The organism is Kribbella sp. NPDC031520 (genome assembly GCF_055580825.1).
Map to the genome: position 1 here is coordinate 654,232 of NZ_JBVIKS010000001.1, position 17,371 is coordinate 671,602.

The 17,371-nt window shown below is 70.2% G+C and carries 6 protein-coding genes; 1 reads left to right on the forward strand and 5 read right to left on the reverse strand.

Annotation, left to right across the window (positions count from 1 at the left end):
- Nucleotides 1–110: 110 nt before the first annotated feature.
- Both ACZ5BU_RS03270 and ACZ5BU_RS03275 read right to left on the reverse strand, forming a co-directional pair.
- Nucleotides 111–953 (reverse strand): phosphotransferase enzyme family protein, encoded by an 843-nt coding sequence (locus ACZ5BU_RS03270; protein ID WP_465695135.1) that lies wholly within the window; start codon nt 951–953, stop codon nt 111–113.
- 42 nt (nt 954–995) lie between these two features.
- On the reverse strand, nt 996–3,845 hold the full coding sequence (locus ACZ5BU_RS03275; protein ID WP_465695137.1) for a helix-turn-helix transcriptional regulator: 2,850 nt from the start codon (nt 3,843–3,845) through the stop codon (nt 996–998).
- Nucleotides 3,846–3,961: 116 nt separating this feature from the next.
- On the opposite strand from ACZ5BU_RS03275, the gene ACZ5BU_RS03280 reads away from it, so the two are divergent.
- Nucleotides 3,962–4,549, forward strand: a complete 588-nt coding sequence (locus ACZ5BU_RS03280; RefSeq protein ID WP_465695138.1) for a dihydrofolate reductase family protein — start codon at nt 3,962–3,964, stop codon at nt 4,547–4,549.
- A 49-nt stretch (nt 4,550–4,598) separates the two neighbouring features.
- On the opposite strand, the gene ACZ5BU_RS03285 is transcribed toward ACZ5BU_RS03280, so the two are convergent.
- The 3 genes from ACZ5BU_RS03285 to ACZ5BU_RS03295 all read right to left on the reverse strand — a co-directional run bounded on the left by ACZ5BU_RS03285 (nt 4,599) and on the right by ACZ5BU_RS03295 (nt 17,360).
- Nucleotides 4,599–15,590: a hypothetical protein gene (locus ACZ5BU_RS03285; RefSeq protein WP_465696703.1), complete on the reverse strand. Its 10,992-nt coding sequence runs from the start codon at nt 15,588–15,590 to the stop codon at nt 4,599–4,601.
- Nucleotides 15,591–15,734: 144 nt separating this feature from the next.
- Nucleotides 15,735–16,724 (reverse strand): nucleoside triphosphate pyrophosphohydrolase, encoded by a 990-nt coding sequence (locus ACZ5BU_RS03290; RefSeq protein ID WP_465695140.1) that lies wholly within the window; start codon nt 16,722–16,724, stop codon nt 15,735–15,737.
- A gap of 9 nt (nt 16,725–16,733) precedes the next feature.
- Nucleotides 16,734–17,360: a SurA N-terminal domain-containing protein gene (locus tag ACZ5BU_RS03295; RefSeq protein ID WP_465695142.1), complete on the reverse strand. Its 627-nt coding sequence runs from the start codon at nt 17,358–17,360 to the stop codon at nt 16,734–16,736.
- Between the last annotated feature and the right edge of the window lie 11 nt (nt 17,361–17,371).

Here is a 17,371-nt window from a genome sequence, read left to right on the forward strand (position 1 = left end):
GACCGCGTCGCCCCTAACGATCGCATCCGGAAGTACCTCGCGCGTCAGTAACACTCCGTCGGACGCCCGATACACCGCCAAATCCCCGCAATCCCCACCCAGCAAGACTTCTACGCTCGCATGTTCTTGAACGAGCGGCGGGCGTCGGCTAGGCCTTTGTGGTTGTCGGCTGGGCTTGAGATGCCAGTGAGGAGGTTGGTGGTGATGCGCCAGGCGAAGTAGCCGGCCTGGACGGCGTAGCGGACGCGGAGGAAGACGTCCAGACCTCGGTCCACCTCAGCGGTCAGGTCGGGGCGGCGGTGGAGGTACGCCGGTACGACGTCGCGGCCGACGTACATCGCCCCCGACGCGACGTCGTACAGGATCGGGCCGCGCATCGCGCTGCCCCAGTCGATCAGGCCGACGCGGCCGTCGGGCTGGCGCCGGAAGGCCTCCGCGGCGGGGTCGCCGTGCAGCCACGCCCAGGACACGGGGCCCAGCGCTATCGCGTCCGCCACAGCGCCCTCGACCGCCGGTCGGATCCACGGCTCGAGATCCAGCGACTCCTCGAACGGCAGGAGGAAGCGGAGCCAGTCCGCGGTGTCGCCCGACTCGAGCGGCGCGGCCGAGTGCACGCGACCGAGTACGTCACCGATCTCGGCCTGGTCGGTCGGCTCCAGCTCAAGACCGTCGACGAACTCCAGTACGGCGACCTGCCGCCCGTCGACCCGCTCCACGAGCCGCCCCCGCTTGCTCGTCCGCGGCCGCCCGGTGATCACGCCCGCATCGTCCAGCCGTACCGCCAACTCCAGCCCGGGCTCGAACGCGGCATCGTCGACGTCAACCGCCTTCAACACAACCCGATCCACACCACAGGTCGCCAGCCAGGTGGCCGAGTTCATCCCACCGGTCAGAACCTCGACCCCGGACACCTTCAGGTCCCACCACTCCCCCAGCACCTCGGCGACGTCCATATCCGTACCTTGTCAGCCGACGGCTGGTCGCGCCGGTGAATTTCAGTTGGTGGAGATCAGGCCGGTGTTGTGGGCGACGGCGGTGGCTTCGGTGCGGGTGGAGACGCCTAGTTTGCGGAGGATGCGGGCGACGTGGGTGGCGACGGTGTTCGGTGAGACGAAGAGTTCGCGGGCGATCTCGGCGTTGGACAGGCCGCGGGCGAGGACTCGCAGTACGACGAGTTCGCGCTCGGTCAGCCCGTACGCCGCGGGCTCTTCCCGGGCCGCCGAGGACAGGCCGGCGCGTTGGGTGAGGTCGTCGATGTCACTCAGCAAGGGCACGGCCGCCAAGCCGGTCGCGATCTCCCGGGCCTCGTCCAGGCGGCGCCGGGCGCCGGGTTTGTTGTTCGAACGGATCGCGGCGGCGGCGCCTCCGACCAACGCCTGAGCCAGCTCGTGCACGTCGTGGACCACGCGCCAGGCGTCGGCTGCCGTGTCCCAGGCTCCGACGGTCCCGGCCTCGAAGGCATCCCCGGTCCGCAACACCGCAGCGACGATCGGCCACCGATCCAGGCCGGGCAGTCCCTTCCGCAGCAGCTCCGATCGCGCCGGCACCTGCCGCCGTCGCCCGGCAGCGGTACGTTCCAGCTGAAGCGCCGCGAGGTAGAGCCGCGCCGTGACCACCACGTCGGCTACCGGCCAGTCCGGCATCACGTCGAGCGCCTCGGCCAGCAGCCGGTCGGCCGTGGGTACGTCGTCGGTGCCGACGGCGAGCGCCATCTGGACCGGCAGGCGCTGCAGACCGACTTCGCTGGCCACCCCTGACGGTGGCACGGCCATCTGCGCAAGTTGGCCGGCCGCTTCGTCGTACCTGCCGCGCCGTACGGCGATGACCGCGACCTCCATCCGCAGCGCCGCCTCGTACCACGGCGGTGGACCGTCCGCGAGCGCGTTGTCCACGAGCTCCAGGGCCTCGTCCCAGCGCCCCAGCGAGATCAGCACCTCCGCCCGGTTCTGCGCCAGCATCGAGCCTCTGGCCCGCATCCGGCCCCACTGCTCCGCCTGCTGCTCGGCCGCTTCGAGGAGAACAGCCGCTTCCTCGGGGTGCCCGGCGTCCGCGATCGCCCGTCCTTCCCATTGCAGCGACGTGAGGTACGTGTGCTGATCGCCGCACCGCTCCGCGGCCCGCCGCGCGTCCTGCATGTGCTCCTGAACCACTGCGGGACCGCCGTCGCCGTGCAAGGCGATGCCACCGACAGCCAGCCGCGCATCGGCGAGCGCCTGATCGTCACCGGTGGTTTCCGCCAGGTCGAGCGCCTGCGCCGCGTGATTGCTCATCTCCGGTCCGGGCATGCCGACCAGCTCGGTGAACGCCAGACCGGACAGCAGACGGCTGCGCAGTACGTCGTCGGCTCCTGGCGGTACCAGCTGCACCGCGTGGTCCAGGTCGTCGCTCCCGGTGCCGTCGATCCGGCAGCGCAGCAGACCGCGCAGCCGGAGGAGTCCGGCGACCCGGAGCGGTTCGGTGTCCGGATCGAGGACCGCCAGCGCCGCGGTCGCGTGGTCCACGCCGGCTCGTGAGCGGCCGGTGGTGTACGACGCGGCGGCCGCCACCTCCTGCACAGCCGCGTAACTCACCCCGATCAGGTCAGCGGCCGCGTCGACCTCGGACCACAGCTCGAGGACCCGGTCGAGCATGTTGAGCTGCTCGTCGTACGCGAACTGCCGCTCAGCCGTCGCAGCGGCCCGCCACGCTGCCACCAGCGCCTTGCCGGGTTGCCCCGCTACCGTCCAGTGCTCGGCCAGCGCCGCCTGCGATCCGGGTCCGGCCTCGATCGCTGCGGCAAACCGCGCATGCAGGCGCCGACGTTCGCCGGGCAGCAGGGCGCCGTACACCGCCTCGCGGATCAGGGCGTGCCGGATCACGTACTCGGTGTCCGACACCGAGACCTGGTTGCGCTCGATCAGCTCACGGACGGCGTCGTCCACGGGCTCGTCCGACACCTCGGACAGCAGGTCGTCCGAGACCGCGCCGCCGGCTACCGCGATCGTGGTGAGTACCTTTCGCGCGGCCGGCGAGAGGTCGGTAACCCGGCCTAGCAGCAGCTCGGTGAGCCCTTCGGAGGAGTCCGTACCGGATGCGTACAGAGCCTCTACGTAGAGCGGATTCCCGCTGCTGCGCCGGTGGATCTCGCTACTGGCCAGGGCATGCGGCGCGCGACCGTCGAGCGCTGTGAGCAGCTCGCTGACCTCCTTGCGGCCGAGCGGCTCCAGCTCGAGCCGAACCACCTCGGCGCGCCGGCCGAGCTCGGACAGCAACTGCCGGGTGGGGTGGCCCGAGGGCAGCTCACCGGTCCGCATCGTCGCGATCAGCAGCACAGCGGACGCGCTGAGGTTGCGCACGAGGTATACGAAAAGCTCTCGGCTGGACGCGTCCGCCCAGTGCAGGTCCTCCACCACGACAACGAGCGGGCGCTCCGCCGCCGCCCGCTGGAGCAGGCCGAGGACCTCGCCGAACAACCGGACATGACCCGCCGGTCCCTCCGGCAGGGACAGCTCCGGCAGCCATCCGGCGAGCGCCGTACCGCCGGACGGCAGCGCCTCGGTGAGCCGGTCCGGGCCCCACTCGCGCAGCAGGTTGCGCAGGATCGCCAGGAACGGCACCCACGGCGTACCCTCCGCCCCGAGCTCGAGGCAACCACCGCTCAAAACCATCGGCTCCCCACCGAAGCCACCACCGCTATTGCCGAAGCTGGTGAGCGCGGTTGTGACGAGGCGTGACTTGCCGATCCCGGCCTCGCCCGAGACCAGTACCGTGACCGGCTCAGCGGCACACGCGCGCTCGTACGCTCCGCGCAGAGCCGCGAGCTCCGCCCTGCGGTTGATCAACACCGGACTGACGACGGCCCCCATCCGGCCATCCTCGCATCCTCGGGGTCCCGGACGAGAAGTCGTCAGATCTGGTGACGACCCGGACGGGTGTCGGCGGCGAGAGTTTGAGGCACATTCGAACTCCCGAGGAGAACACCATGAATCGCACTGTGGTCGGCAACATCTCGCTGTCCCTCGACGGCCGCGTCAACGGCCCCGGCGGTGACTACGACATGAGCTGGATCGCCCCGCACGCCGTCACGCCCACGTCGCTGGCGCACATGATCCGGGTGACGTCGCCGGCGACCACCGCGCTGCTGGGCCGGAAGAACTACCAAGGTTTCGGCGGGTACTGGCCGACCGTCGCCGACGACGAGACCGCGCCGACCGAGAGCCGGACGTTCTCGCGCTGGCTCAACGAGGTGGAAAAGGTGGTCTTCTCGACGACGCTGGACGAGGCGCCGTGGCAGAACAGCCGGATCGCCGCCACCGACCCGGTCGCCACGGTCAAGGAACTCCGTCAGCAGGAGGGCGGCGACATCGTCGTACTGGCCAGCTCCAGCATCATCCGTACGCTGCTCGCGGCCGGCGAGCTCGACCGCCTCTCCATCACGCTCTGCCCCGAACTGGTCGGCGGCGGCGTACCCCTCTTCGACGAGACCACCGCAGCCTCGTCGTGGACCCTGACCGACTGCACCCGGACCGAAAGCGGCGCCCTCTGCCTCCTGTACGACCGGACAGCCTGACCCCCTGATTCACCCCGGCGGGCAGGTTCGCCCGCCGGGGTGAGTGGGGTCAGGGGGCGCAGGCGTTCGGGTTGTCGAAGTGGCCGGGGGTGGACGGGAACGCGGGGCCGGCGCCGTGGGTGGAGAGGTCGCTCTGGTAGACGAGGGCCAGCTCGTCGTACGCCGACGTACCGGGTGTGGTGACGTCGCCGGTGACCTGACCCGCGCCGACCGAGGTCGCCCAGCGCTGCAGGAAGTCCTGCATCGTCGGGCTCCACTGCCGGACATCGTTGAAGCCTCCGTACGCGGCGTTGCAGTGCGTGTAGAGGTTGTACGCGCCGCCCCAGTCGAGCATCCGGTCGCCGAGGTTCGGGCCGTTGTCCGCGACGTCGCCTTGTAGTACGTCGCGGTCCCAGCCGCCGTACATCCAGTCGATGCCCTGGTGGTGCTGGTTGTTCGCCACCGTCGCATCGGCCAGGTCGGTCATCTCGAACCACGCGCACGGATCGACGGTGACAGCGTTCTTGCCGCTGCCGAACGTCTGCGGCCACGGGTTCGCCGAACAGGTCGTCGAACCCGGTAGGCCGTACGTCCCGCGCGGGTGCCAGTCGATGATGTCCGACCCGAGCGCGCCGGTGCCGGGATCGACCGACGGTCCCGAGGTGGCGCCCTTGCCACCGAACAGGTAGTCGACCATCCGGTCGTTCGTGCCGCGGGCATTCGGATCGAAGGCGCCGTTGGTCAGGCAGTCCGGCGTGGCCGCGTCGATCTGCGCGTCGCACCCCTTGCCACCCCAGACCAGGTCGGCCCCGTCGTCGCCGAAGACGGTGTCTCCGCCGCTGTCACCGTTGAGCAGGTCGTCCCCGAAACCGCCGTGCACGGAGTCGTGGCCGTCGCCACCGCGGAGCCGGTCGTTCCCACCCTCGAGGTCACCGCGGTGCGGCATCGCCGCCGCGGTTCCGGTGGCCGCGAAGACGTCGCCGTTGACATCGTGCTGCAGGTCGATCTTCCGGGTGACCGAGCCGGCCAGGAATCCCTCGTAATGGATCTGCGGGACCTGGCTGTTGTCGATCACGAAGTGGTTCGAGCCGTCCTGGTACGTGTCGACGATGCCACCACGGTCGCCGACCATGGCGTCCGCGCCGGACTCGCCCCACATCCGGTCGTCGCCGAGCTCGCCGTACAGGTCGTCGTCGTTGCGAGCTCCGGCAGTCAACGTCCCGCCGTCGTCGGCGCCGGCTGTCGAGCCGGTATCGCCGTACACCAGATCGGCGCCGTCCTGTCCGTAGACCGTGTCCTCTCCGGCATCGCCCCACAGATGATCGTTGCCCGAGGCACCGGTCGGTTCGCAGGTGGCCTGCGTCGTGGTGCAGAACCTGGTCGGCGCGTTGCCGACCCCGTGCCGGACGTACGCGCCATCCGCCGGCAGGTGCGCCGGATCGTAGCGGCCCGCGTACACCCGGTTGGTCAACGGCAGGCTCACCTTGGACAGGTCGTCGCCCAAGGCAACCGGTTTGCCGGTCTGGTCGACGATGTCACGTACCGCGGTACCGTTGTCGCCGAGCACGAAGTCGGCCGCGCCGTCACCGTGCACATCGTCGTCGGTGTCCCGGAACACCTGCAGGGACGAGCCACCGATCAGGTCGTCCTGACCCTGCGGAGCGCTGACGTCGCCGAGGTCCGCCGGTGCCGACGCAGTACCGGGCCAGCCGGGCACCGCAGCCGGGATGGCGATGCCGGCCTCCGCCAGCGTGCGATCGCCGTACGCCGTGTCGTGGCCGCCGTTGCCCTCGGCGTAGTCGTCACCGCCACCACCGGAGATCGCGTCGTTCCCGTCCTGGCCGAAGACCACGTCGACGCCGCCACCACCGGACAACTGGTCGTCACCGGCCACCGGACGCGTCGGCGCACCGAGGTACCCGTTGCTCCAGGACAGGTCGACCAACCGCAGCGACCGCTGTACGTCGAACCGGCCGTCGCTGCCGACCCGGTTCAGGTACGGCGACGGCGTACCGACCCGGGTGGTCACCGCGTTGTCGCCGGTGATCAGGTCGTCGCCGAGCCCACCGAAGACCGCGTCGCCGGTGTCCGGCTGGCCTTGGGTCGTCACCGCGGTGTCGGAGCCGAAGAGCGTGGAACTGCCGCCGATCAGGTCGTCGGCGCCCACGTTGCCTTCGACCCAGTCCCGTCCGGGACCGCCCTCGGCGTAGTCGGCGTCGTCGTTGCCCTTCAGCCGGTCGTTGCCGCCCTGGGCGAGGATCGCGTCGCAGCCGCCGTCGCCGGTGATGTCGTCGCCACCCGAGGTGTTCGCCACCGGGGTGTCGCCGAGGTCGTACGGCTGGATGCTGCGCTCGGTCATCTGCCCGCCGGCGTCGGTGTCCGCCCGGCCCTGGGTGATCGCGCTCTTGGCGATCCCGGAGTCGCGGGTCAGCAGACCGTTGTCGCCCAGCACCACGTCGGCGTCGCTGCCACCGGAGATCGTGTCGCCGGTGTCGAGCTGCCCCGCGGTTGCTTGCCCAGTGCCACTTTCGGCGTACGAGGAACCGCCGGCCAGATCGTCCTGCCCGGCGTCGCCGTACAGGAAGTCCACAGCCTGGTCGCCCTCGGCGTAGTCGTCGCCGGTACTGCCGTGCACGGTGTCGCCACCGCCCTGGCCGTACATCACGTCGTTGCCCGCGTCACCGTTCACGGCATCCGCCCCCGAGTTCGCCGGGGCCGGGCTGTAGCCGAGATCGAACAGTACGACGTGCCGCCCGAACGACAACCCGCGTCCGCGCGTGACCGGATCGCCGCTGTCGGCGCCGGCCGAGTCGGTGACGACGGCGTTGTCGGCCGCGATCACGTCGTCCTCGGTACCACCGGAGATCGCGTCCCCGGCGTCCGGGTAGCCGGCCGCGTCCTTGGCCGCCGGGTCGCCCGGTGTCTGGTGGCTGCCGCCGATCAGGCCGTCGGCACCCGCCTCGCCGTACAGGTGGTCGGCCCCCGGGTTGCCTTCGGCAACATCGTGTCCGGCGCCGCCGAACACCTGGTCGTCCGCGAGGCCGGCGTACATCGTGTCGTCGTCGGCACCGCCGTAGATCGTGTCCGGGCCGCCGAGTGCCGCATTGGTGCTGTCGGCAAGGTCGTAGACCGGTCCGGCCGGATCGTCCGGGTTGCCGTTGTCGCCGACGATCCTGTCCTTGCCGATGTCGCCGCTGATGATGTCGCCGCGGGCCGCCGACTCACCGGACGGTGTGGCCGCCGCGTCGTTGCGCCCGGCCGTACTCGTACCACCGATCAGCACGTCGTCGTCCTCGCCGCCGAACAGCGTGTCGGCACCGGCGTTGCCCTGGATCCGGTCCTGCCCGGCGTTTCCGTACGCCGTGTCGTCGCCGGTGTTGCCGTACAGGTGATCGTTCCCGGCGTCGCCCTGGACGACGTCGTCGCCACTGCCGCCGAAGACGGTGTCGAGGCCGTCTCCGCCGTACGCGTGGTCGTCGCCGCCTTCGGCGCAGACCAGGTCCTCTCCCCCGTTGGTGAACGCCCAGTCGTTGCCGCCGCCCGCCTGCACGGTGTCGGCGCCGTTGCCGCCGAGGATCAGGTCGGCGTCGTCACGGTTGGCCGGGTCGCTTTCGTTGCTCGTGTCCCGCGGGTGCTCGGCCGGCGGGTCGGACGGGTCAGGTCCGGGGCTCGCACAGCTGTCCGCCGTCGACGTACCCGGAACGGTCGAGTGGTCGCCGTAGATCGTCGAGTCGCCGTCACCACCGTAGATCCGGTCGCGACCGCCGCCACCGACGAGCGTCTTCTTCGCCGCCGGGTTGGGATCCGGCAGCGGCGTCACCCGGTACGCACCCGTGCCGAGTTGGTCGGTCAGGTTCGCACCGGTGTCCACGGAGGACGGCTGGGCGATCACGTAGTCGTCGCCGCGACCGCCGTAGATCTCGTCGGCACCGTCGGCGCCGGCCAGGACGTCGTTGCCGCCCAGACCGTACAGGTGGTCGACGGTGCCGGGCGCGGAGTGGCCCGTGACGAAGTCGGTCGAGTTCGAACCCCAGACGTAGTCCGCCCCCTTGCCGGTGTCGACGTGGTTGACGTCGGTGTGCCGGACGTGCGGAGTCTCGGTCGCCTCCTTGCGGTTCAGCGGGTCGCTCGGGTCGTACTTGTCCCCCTGCCCCGGGTCGTCCTGGTCCAGTTTCACCGGGACCTCGCCGGTGTACAGGGTGTCGTTGCCGCTGCCGCCGGAGATCGAGTCCGCTCCGGCGCCACCGACCACGATCACACCCGCCGAGCTGAGGCCCTTCGGGTCCTGACCCGGGGTGCCCAGCAACGGGCTGTCCGCCGCGACGGCGATGTTGTCGTCGCCGTCCCCGCCGTACGCCGTGCTCCGGCCGAGCCCGAGCACGACGGTGTCGTTGCCCGGATCACCTTCCGACGGCACCTTGGTCTCGGGCAGACCCGCGGTCTGCACCGCCGCGACGTCGATCACGTCGGTGACGGGCACCGGGTCGGCCTGTCCGTCACCGGTCTTCGGCGAGGCCAGGTCGAGCGCGGTCGACGCCGTACTCAGGTGGCCGTCCCCGGCCACGACGTCGTTGTCGTTGCCGACCGTGATCCGGTCGGCACCACCGTTGCCCGCGACAACGACTCCCGGTACGGCCGGCTGGGTGACGTTCGGCCGGTCGCCGGTCGTCAGGGTGTCGTCGCCACCACCGCCGTCCACCCAGGCCGGCCCCTGACCGGTCCGGATCACGTCGGCCTTGCTGCCGCCGTACACGATCGCCTTCGCGGTGAACGCGGAGGTCGCGTCCTTGCCCTGGAGCATCAGCTTCAGCTGACCGCCGTACGTACGCCCGTCCAGGACGACGGTGTTGATGCCCTCGAAGGTCTGCGTGATCCCGAGCGCCTGCACGGTCATCGTCGTACCGGACTCGCGGACGATCCAGGTCTCGTCGGCGTTGTTCGCCTTCCACAGGGGGTCGCCGCGGGCCGTGTCGGTGCCGAGCCGGCCGGCGAACAGGTACAGCACGCCGTCCTTCGTGCCGCCGAGCCGAGGCGGCGGCGGCGCGCAGTTCGGCGTCACCGAGAAGTCGAGCAGCTTGAGATTGACCAGGGTGAAGTCGAACGACACGTCGAACGGCGAGAACCCGATCGTGATGAACACCTTGAGGAACAGCGACAACTCGCCGCCCACGTTGAACAGACAGATCGGGTTCTTCACCGCCGCGGCGAGGAACTCGCTGAACCGGAACTTGCCGTCGTTGTTCGGATCGTTCCAGTTGAAGTTCACCGTGAGCGCGATGCCGCCCACCACGCCGGCCGTGATGATGACGGCACTCACCGCCGCACCGGCGGCCAGCTCACCGTGGAAGGACACCACCGGGATCGGCGCGCCCTTGTCGTCGACCGTGACGAAGAACAGGCTGTTCAGGATCTGTACCGGCTTCGCGGTCTCGACCGCCTGCCGGATCCCGTACGTGTCGAAGCCGGCCACCACGTGCAGGCTCACCGACGCGCTGCCGGAGATCACCACCAGCACCGGCGGCGGCGCGTACACCGGACCGAACGACTCGCTCATCGAGAAGCCGACCGAGAGCACGCCGCTGTCGAACTGCGCCAGCGTAGCGTCACCACCGGCGATCAGGCCGAACAGCTGCCGCGGGTTCTTCAGCGCCGGGAACGTGATGCCAGGCCCGCTGTCGTCGTCCGACAGCTTGGTGCCACCCGTGATGCTGCCGTTCAGGGCGCCGATGATCGAGCCCGGCTTGCCGTCCGCGATCTCGTTGCCGTCCTTGTCGGTGACTTTGCCGATCAGGCCGTCGGCCGACGCCGGGGAGGTCGTGGTGCTCTTCACCTTGTCCTGCACGAGCTGGAACGAGCCGAGCGGGATACCGCCGGCGCTGCTCAGCGAGGCCAGCGCGGCGGACAGCTTCGTCACCGTCGTCACCACGTCGGTGACCGTCTTCACGCTGTCCCCGCCGCCGCCGAAGGCCTGCGCCAGGGTGAGGATCGTGACGTCGTCGCCACCGGCCAGGTGGGACAGGTCGCTGAGCACCGGGATCGGCGCGTTGATCGTGTCCAGGATCGGCTGGATCGGCTTCAGCGTACTGACGATGTCGTCGACGATCGGCTTGATCGTGCTGGACAGGAAGACGCCGGGATCGACCGTCACGTTGTCGAACTCGAGCGTACTGATCCCGATGTCCGCGGGCGCGGAACTGCTCCACGACGCCTTGAACTTGAACGTCGCGGACAACCCCGGCAGCACGTGTGCGTCGTCACCGGTCAGGCCGGTGTTGAGGCCCAGATCGATGTCGAGATTGGCCGACAGGGTTGGGTGGAACAGGGTGGCCGGGTCGGATCCGAGCAACGCGGCCAGCGGCAAATGGCCACCCGTTCCGCCCTGCAGATCGATCGAGAACAGCGCCGCCAACTGGTTCGCGTCCGGCTTGTTGTTCTTCAGGTGCACCTGCAGGAATGCCAGTCCGGCATCCATCTCCTTCGGGATCTGTACGGCTGCGCCGACCTGGAACTCGTCCTTCGGCGCGGTTTCCAGTACCACGCCCTGCGTCTTGTCCAGGGTGACCGACAGGTTCAGCCGCCAGCCCAGCCGCGCGGTGAGTCCCTGGTCGATGCTGCCGTCGGCGTTCTTCATTGCGTGCAAGGAGAGTCCGGGCAGACCGAGGTCGAGCGGCAGGGTCGCGGACAGGCACTTGTCGGTGTCACTGACGTCGGTGCAGCCGGCGCTGTCGACCTTGCCGGCCGAACCGAAGCTCGCGTTCAGCGTGACGCTCTGGACGTATCCAGCGCCGTCGGAGGGCGAGCAGGGCCCGCTGTACGTCGGGTTGCCGGCCGGCGGTGGGGGCGTACCGGACCCCTGTCCTGTGTCGGTCAGGTGCGTGTCGGTGGTGGACCCAACGAACAGCCACTTGCCGTCGTTGTTCACCTGCCGGAACACGTCGTACCCGGTCACGTGACTGCCCGAGCCGGTCCAGGAGACCGCGTTGGTGCTCTTGGCATCCAGCGCGGCGTTCTTCTGCGCCGCTGACGGAGCCGACAGCGCCGTGGGTGCCTTGTCCGGATCGGGGCCGTGGGCGAGTACGGCGTACTTGTAGTCGATGGTGGCGGTCTTGCCGGACTCGGTCGCGACCGTGAAGGTCACTCCGCTGGGCGGCGGCACCGGGACGCCGGAGCACACGCCCGAGACGGTGACCGGACCCTTGGTCAGCGACTTGAGCGGGTCGGCGGCGAAGATGCCCTGCAGTGCGTTCTGCAGGTCGCCGAAGGTCGCGAAGCTGCCGATGCCGTTGACGCCGCCGGCGAGGTTCTGCTGCAGCTGACCGAGGAAGTCCTTGCCGGCCTGCAGGTCCTTGCCGATCAGCGGCACCTTGCCGCCGGCGCTGGCCAGGTCGAGCGCGCTCTTCGCGTTGTCGACGTACTTGACCAGGCCGTCCGCCAGCGGGTGCAGGCTGATCGTGTTCGCGGCCAGCGCGCCGTCGAGACCGGGCAACGCGGACAGCCGCGGTCCACCGCCGAAGTCCGGCGACAGGGCCAACGCGTCGGCCAGGCTCGAAGCAGTCTGCGGGAGCCGGAGAGTCATCGTGTCCAGGACCGCGGAGTCACCGTGCTTGTGCAGCGGGATCTTCGCGCACAGGGACATCGGGGCGGAGCTCGACACCCCGGTACAGGTCTTCGGAGTGGTACCGCCGTTCAGCGTCGTCGCGCTCAGGCTCGACCACCAGCTGCCGAGCGTGCCGGCCGAGCCCTTGGCCGTCACCGCCAGGTCGCCGTTGAGCTGCATCCCCGGGTCGTCGCCGGAGTTGCCGAGGTCGACGGGCAGTGCACCGACCGATCCGGTCCGCTGGGCGGCCGGCGTACTCACCTTGGCCTCGACGGACATCGAGGAGCCAGGGTCGACGGTCAGCTTGCCGGCCGGGTCCGCGAGACCGGTCGCGTCCAGCGGAATGTTGAGCTTGGCAACGGTTTCACCGGTCACGCCGATGTCCACGGTGCCGCCGGTGCTGGCGCCGAAGAGGTCGACGCCGCCGCTGCCCGGCAGGGTCAGGTGCAGGCCCATCGCGGAGCGGGTGCTGAAGGAGCGCTTCCAGTCGACGGTCAGATGCAGCACCTTGGCCGTCGGGTCGACAGTGAACGACACGGCGCTGCCGTTGCCGAGCCGCCGCTGGAGGTCTGCCAGCAGCGCGCCGAGATCCGGCGGCTGCAGGGCGGTCATCGCGTCGACGGCCCACACCAGCTCGTCGCCGATCCGGTACTCAGTGCCGGTCGCCGGTGCGGCCGCCGGCGGCGTCGCCAGCGTCAACGTGTGCCCGTCCGGCGAAACACCCGCGACCGGGAACTGCGCGCTTCCGATCAGCACGCGGCGTCCGACGTACCGGTCCGCGGTGAAGGTGCGCGTCGAGTCGGTCAGGTTCAGGAAGCCACCGCTGATCGCGTACGACGCGGTGCCGCGCTCGCCGTCGGCCGCCAACTGGCCGAAACTCGTGCCCAGCAAGGGGATCTGCGTACTGAGGCCACCCGCGGTCGGGGCGGACGACAGCTGGTTCGACACCGCGGACAGGTCGGCCAGGACCATACCGAACAGCGCGTTCGCGTACGCGTCCTTCGGGTCCGGCTTCACGTCCAGCGGCAGCAGCTTCGCCAGATCGCCGTTGGTGTCGGTCACCGTCGGGGTCGCCGGAGTACTCGACAGGTCGGCGTCCAGGGTGGCGGCGCCCGGCGTCCCGTCGTCGTGGAAGTACGTCGTGGTCCCGGCGACGGCGAGCAGCTTGAGCGCGCCGTGTGCGTGGGCGATCGTGCCGGCGGGCAGGCCGGTGAGTACTTGGTCCGGGTGGTCGCGCGCTTCGTCGAACAACGTGCCGACGGGAACCGGCGTACCTGTCCCCTTGAGCGTGAGCTGCTGGAGCGGCCCCGGGTTCCCGGTCTTGGTGCACGAACTGTCGTACCCGGTCGACGGGCAGAGCGCGATGGTGCCGCCGATCCGGACCGGGACGTAGCCGACCGAGGCGAGCAGGTCGACCGGTGTGCTGAGCGTCGTCGACGCGGTCAGGAGCTGGCCACCGGTGGCCAGCATGATCCGGTCAGCGCGCAGCGGGAGCTCGGTCACGACCCGTTGCGGACCGTTGCCGTCGGCACCGGTCTTCTCGACGTACGGGCAGGCCAGGCCGCCCGGGTTCAGCGCTGCGCAGGCGCCCAGCGTGGCGGCCGGCTGCAGGTCGAGCACGACCGGCAGGGTCATCGTGTACCCGGGGGTGATCGTGGCCTGCGGCCGGACGGCGTTCGCGTCCCGAAGGTGCGAAGCGTCCTTGAGCAGGTTCCCGAGCTCGACGTTGCCGGCCTTCGAGTTCCCGGCCGCGATCGAGTACCCGGCCGTGCCGTTGGCCGGCGTACCACCGGTCCACAGCGAGGCCGGTGCGGTGGCTCCACCGAGCGGATCGGCATCGAGGATGATCGCGTGCGGATCGGTACCACCGACGGACTTGATCGCGGCGGTGTGGCTGCCCACCGAGATCTGCCGCCCGGCCAGACCGTCGATGATCGCCGCGGTCGCCTTGTCCGCCCGCAACGCGTTCCAGTCCTTGCTGCTGTCGGTCACCTTCCGGTCTTCGTAGGTCACGCCGGCCGGTCCACCGGACAGCAGATCGGCGATCGGGTCCGCCGCCTGGTCCGACGGATCACGATGTACGCCGATGGTGAACTTCAGCCGTGGATGGAGCGGATCGCTGTTGTCGAACCCAGCACCGGTCACGGTCACCGTGTACTTCGAACCCGGCCCCTTCTCGGCGGCCAGTTCGTCGAGGAACTGCTGCACCGACGCGAAGTCCGGCACCCCGGTGGTGTCCGGCGTCGACGGCTTCGAGACGTGGTCGACGAGGAACTGCTGCAGTGCCTCGGTCGCGGGGACGAGGTCTGCGACCGTGCCGTGCAGGAAGGGCAGATCGAGGTCGACCGTGGAGGCGGCCGGCCTGGAGTGCTGGAGCTTCGACACCGTACTGGCCAGCTGGTTGACGCCCTGGGCCAGGTCGAACGGGGTCAGCGTCTCGAACGCCGCCACCGGGTCCAGCCCGTGATCGCGATAGTCGACGGCCGGATCGCCCGCCGCCGGATCACTCGGACCGACCGTGACGTCGACGTCGGCCCCGGGCAGCCCGGCGATCGTCGACGACGGCCGCGGGACGATGTGCAGCGTTCCGGACAGCGTGCCGCCCGGTGCGAGCGCCACCGTGGTGAGACCGGCCGCCGCGCCCTGGGCACCGAGCTCGCTGTTCTGCTGCCCGACGGTGAGCCGGTGGTCGTTGTTCGGGTCGCGGATCGTCGCGTTGAGGGTCACGTCCTCCGCGTAGCTGCTGGTGTCGGTCAGCGTGACGCCGAGGATCCCAATCGCGGCGTCCACGTCCGGCAGCGTGTGGGTGGCGTTGGGCGGTACCGGCTTGACCAGTTGTACGCCGTTGATCCGCAGGGCGATCGCCGGATCGGCGTCCAGCCAGGTGTCCTTCGAGGTGTTGTCGAAGTTCACGACGAAGGTCGTACTGAACGTCAGCGTCGCCTGCAGCCCAGCCGCCGAGGTGAAGTCGAACGGCTTGGTCTTGGTCGACAACCGGATGCCCGTACCGACCGTACGGGTGATCACCGCGTTCAGGCGCACCCGGGTCACCGCGTCGTCCGGCAGCCGGGCCGCCGTCCACTTCACGTGCCGTTTGGCCCCGGAGTCACCGGCGTAGTCTGCGTCGGTCGCGTTGAACGCGTCGACCAGGCCGTCGACCGACGTCGCGCCGGCGTACCCGCCGACCGCTCCGATCGCACCCTGGAGCAGGTTGCCCAGCCCGAGCGCGTCCGCGCTGCCGGGCTCCAGCGTCAGGCCGTTGACCTGTTTGCCGAAGGCCCCGACCGTGGCGAGATCGCCGACGAACTTCTGCAGGCCGGACCCGCCGGAGATCGCGGTCCGGATCCCGTCGACGTCCGGCGTGGCCAATGGACTGGCCGAGGCGGCCGGTACGACCAGTACGGAACTGCCGAGAACGAGCGTTGTCAGCGCCGAGATCGCACGCCGGGACAGCCGTGTACGCATCACGAACCCCCACCCCCCGCGACCCGGATGGCACGGCACCCCCGCCGTAGCATCGACCCCCAGGCCGCATCGCTACCAGACGGTAGACCGAGTACTGGCCGGTGGCAACATGTTCACACCGTGTAATTTCCGCAGGTGGCTGGTCTAGTCCGCGGTCGACTCGGCGGCGCGAACCTCGGCGGCGAGGTCGTGCACGGTGGCCCGCAGAGCCTGCTCGGCGTCGATGCCCCGGGCGCGCGCCTCGCTCACCAGCTCCAGGAGTTGCCGGCCGATGTCCGAATCGCCGACGACGGGCAGTTCGGACGGGAGCACCTTGGCGGCGCGGGCCAGAACCTTGTCGGCGAGGGCCAGTGCCGGAAGCGCGAGCGGGATACCTTCGAGGACCGAGGAGCGCTGTTTCTCGGCGGCCTTGATGGTTTCCCAGTTGGCTTCGACCGCGGCGGCGTCGGCTGCGTCGACGGTGCCGAAGACGTGTGGGTGGCGGCGGACGAGTTTCTCGACGATGCCGCCGGCAACGTCGTCGATCGTGAAGCCGTCCTCGCCGGCGTCCTCGGCGACGCGGGAGTGGAAGGCGACCTGGAGGAGCAGGTCGCCGAGCTCCTCGCGGAGGTGGTCGCGGTCGCCGGTGTCGATCGCCTCGAGGGTCTCGTAGGTCTCCTCGAGGAGGTACTTCGCCAGGCTCTCGTGGGTCTGCTCCTGGTCCCACGGGCAGTTCCGCCGCAGCCGGTCCATCACCGTCACCAGGTCGATCAGCCGCGCCCCGGGTACGTCGTACGAGCCCGTGAGGACCTCCACCTCGTACGGCGCCTGCGGATCACGCATCCGTGCGTCCGCGACCAGCCGCAGCAGACCGGGCTCGCCGTCGCTGCCGGTCAGCCAGACGACCTGACGACCAGCTGCGGCCGCAGCCACCAGCCAGGACCAGGCCGCGTCGTCCCCGCCCTCGATCTGCGCGACGACCAGACCGGAACCGATGACCGCTTGTACGTCGGCCCGTTCCGGACCACCCGCGGCGGCGACCTCGTCGGCGGTCTCCAGGGACCGCCAGCCGGCCCGGGTGAGCAGGCCGGGGGCCACCCGCGGGGTGGTCAGCAGGATCGTGATCCGGCCGGCCTCAACTGCGTCGTCGGGCACCGCGCCGACTCAGCCCTGGCCCTGGCCCTGGGCCTGCTGGGCGGCGTCGGCGGCTTTGCGCTTGGCGGCGGTCTGGTCGGACTCCTTGGACAGCGACCCGGAGATCCTGCTGTCGAGGGTGCCGTCGCTCCACTTGCCGAACCGCGGCGCGATCGAGACGTCGATGTTCTTCGCGGCGTCCCGGACAGCCAGCACGCCCGCCTTCTGCGTCTCCTGGTTGTTCAGGTCGGCGATCGTGCCACCGCCGAGCTTGATGGTCACGACCGACGCGGTGCCGATCGCATTCAGGAAGTCGCGGGTCTTCGGGTCGCTCTGGAACTTCGAGAACATCGCCCGGTCCTCGCCGACCGCGTTCAGGGCCGCGGCGTCGGTCTCCGCCGGGGTGACCGTGATCGACTTCTGCTGCCCGACCTCGGCGACCAGCGCGTTGCTGACCAGCGTGTTCAGTGCGGCGGTCGCGTCGAAGTTCTGCCCGAGGGCCGTGGTGACCGCCCGCGAGGTGCTGTCGACGTCCTTGACGCTGATCTCGGTCTTGCCGACGACGGCCGCCGCGCCCGGGTGCGTGCCCGCCGCGCAACCACCGGTCAGCAGCACGATCGCCGCCACCGCACCGAGTGCCCGAAGCCGTGTGCTCACCGAAATCTCCT

Excerpts from the sequence above, each read along its gene's own strand:
- ACZ5BU_RS03270 (WP_465695135.1), bottom strand. The coding sequence starts at position 953 with ATGGACGTCGCCGAGGTGCTGGGGGAGTGGTGGGACCTGAAGGTGTCC.
- ACZ5BU_RS03275 (WP_465695137.1), bottom strand. The coding sequence starts at position 3,845 with ATGGGGGCCGTCGTCAGTCCGGTGTTGATCAACCGCAGGGCGGAGCTC.
- ACZ5BU_RS03280 (WP_465695138.1), top strand. The coding sequence starts at position 3,962 with ATGAATCGCACTGTGGTCGGCAACATCTCGCTGTCCCTCGACGGCCGC.
- ACZ5BU_RS03285 (WP_465696703.1), bottom strand. The coding sequence starts at position 15,590 with ATGCGTACACGGCTGTCCCGGCGTGCGATCTCGGCGCTGACAACGCTC.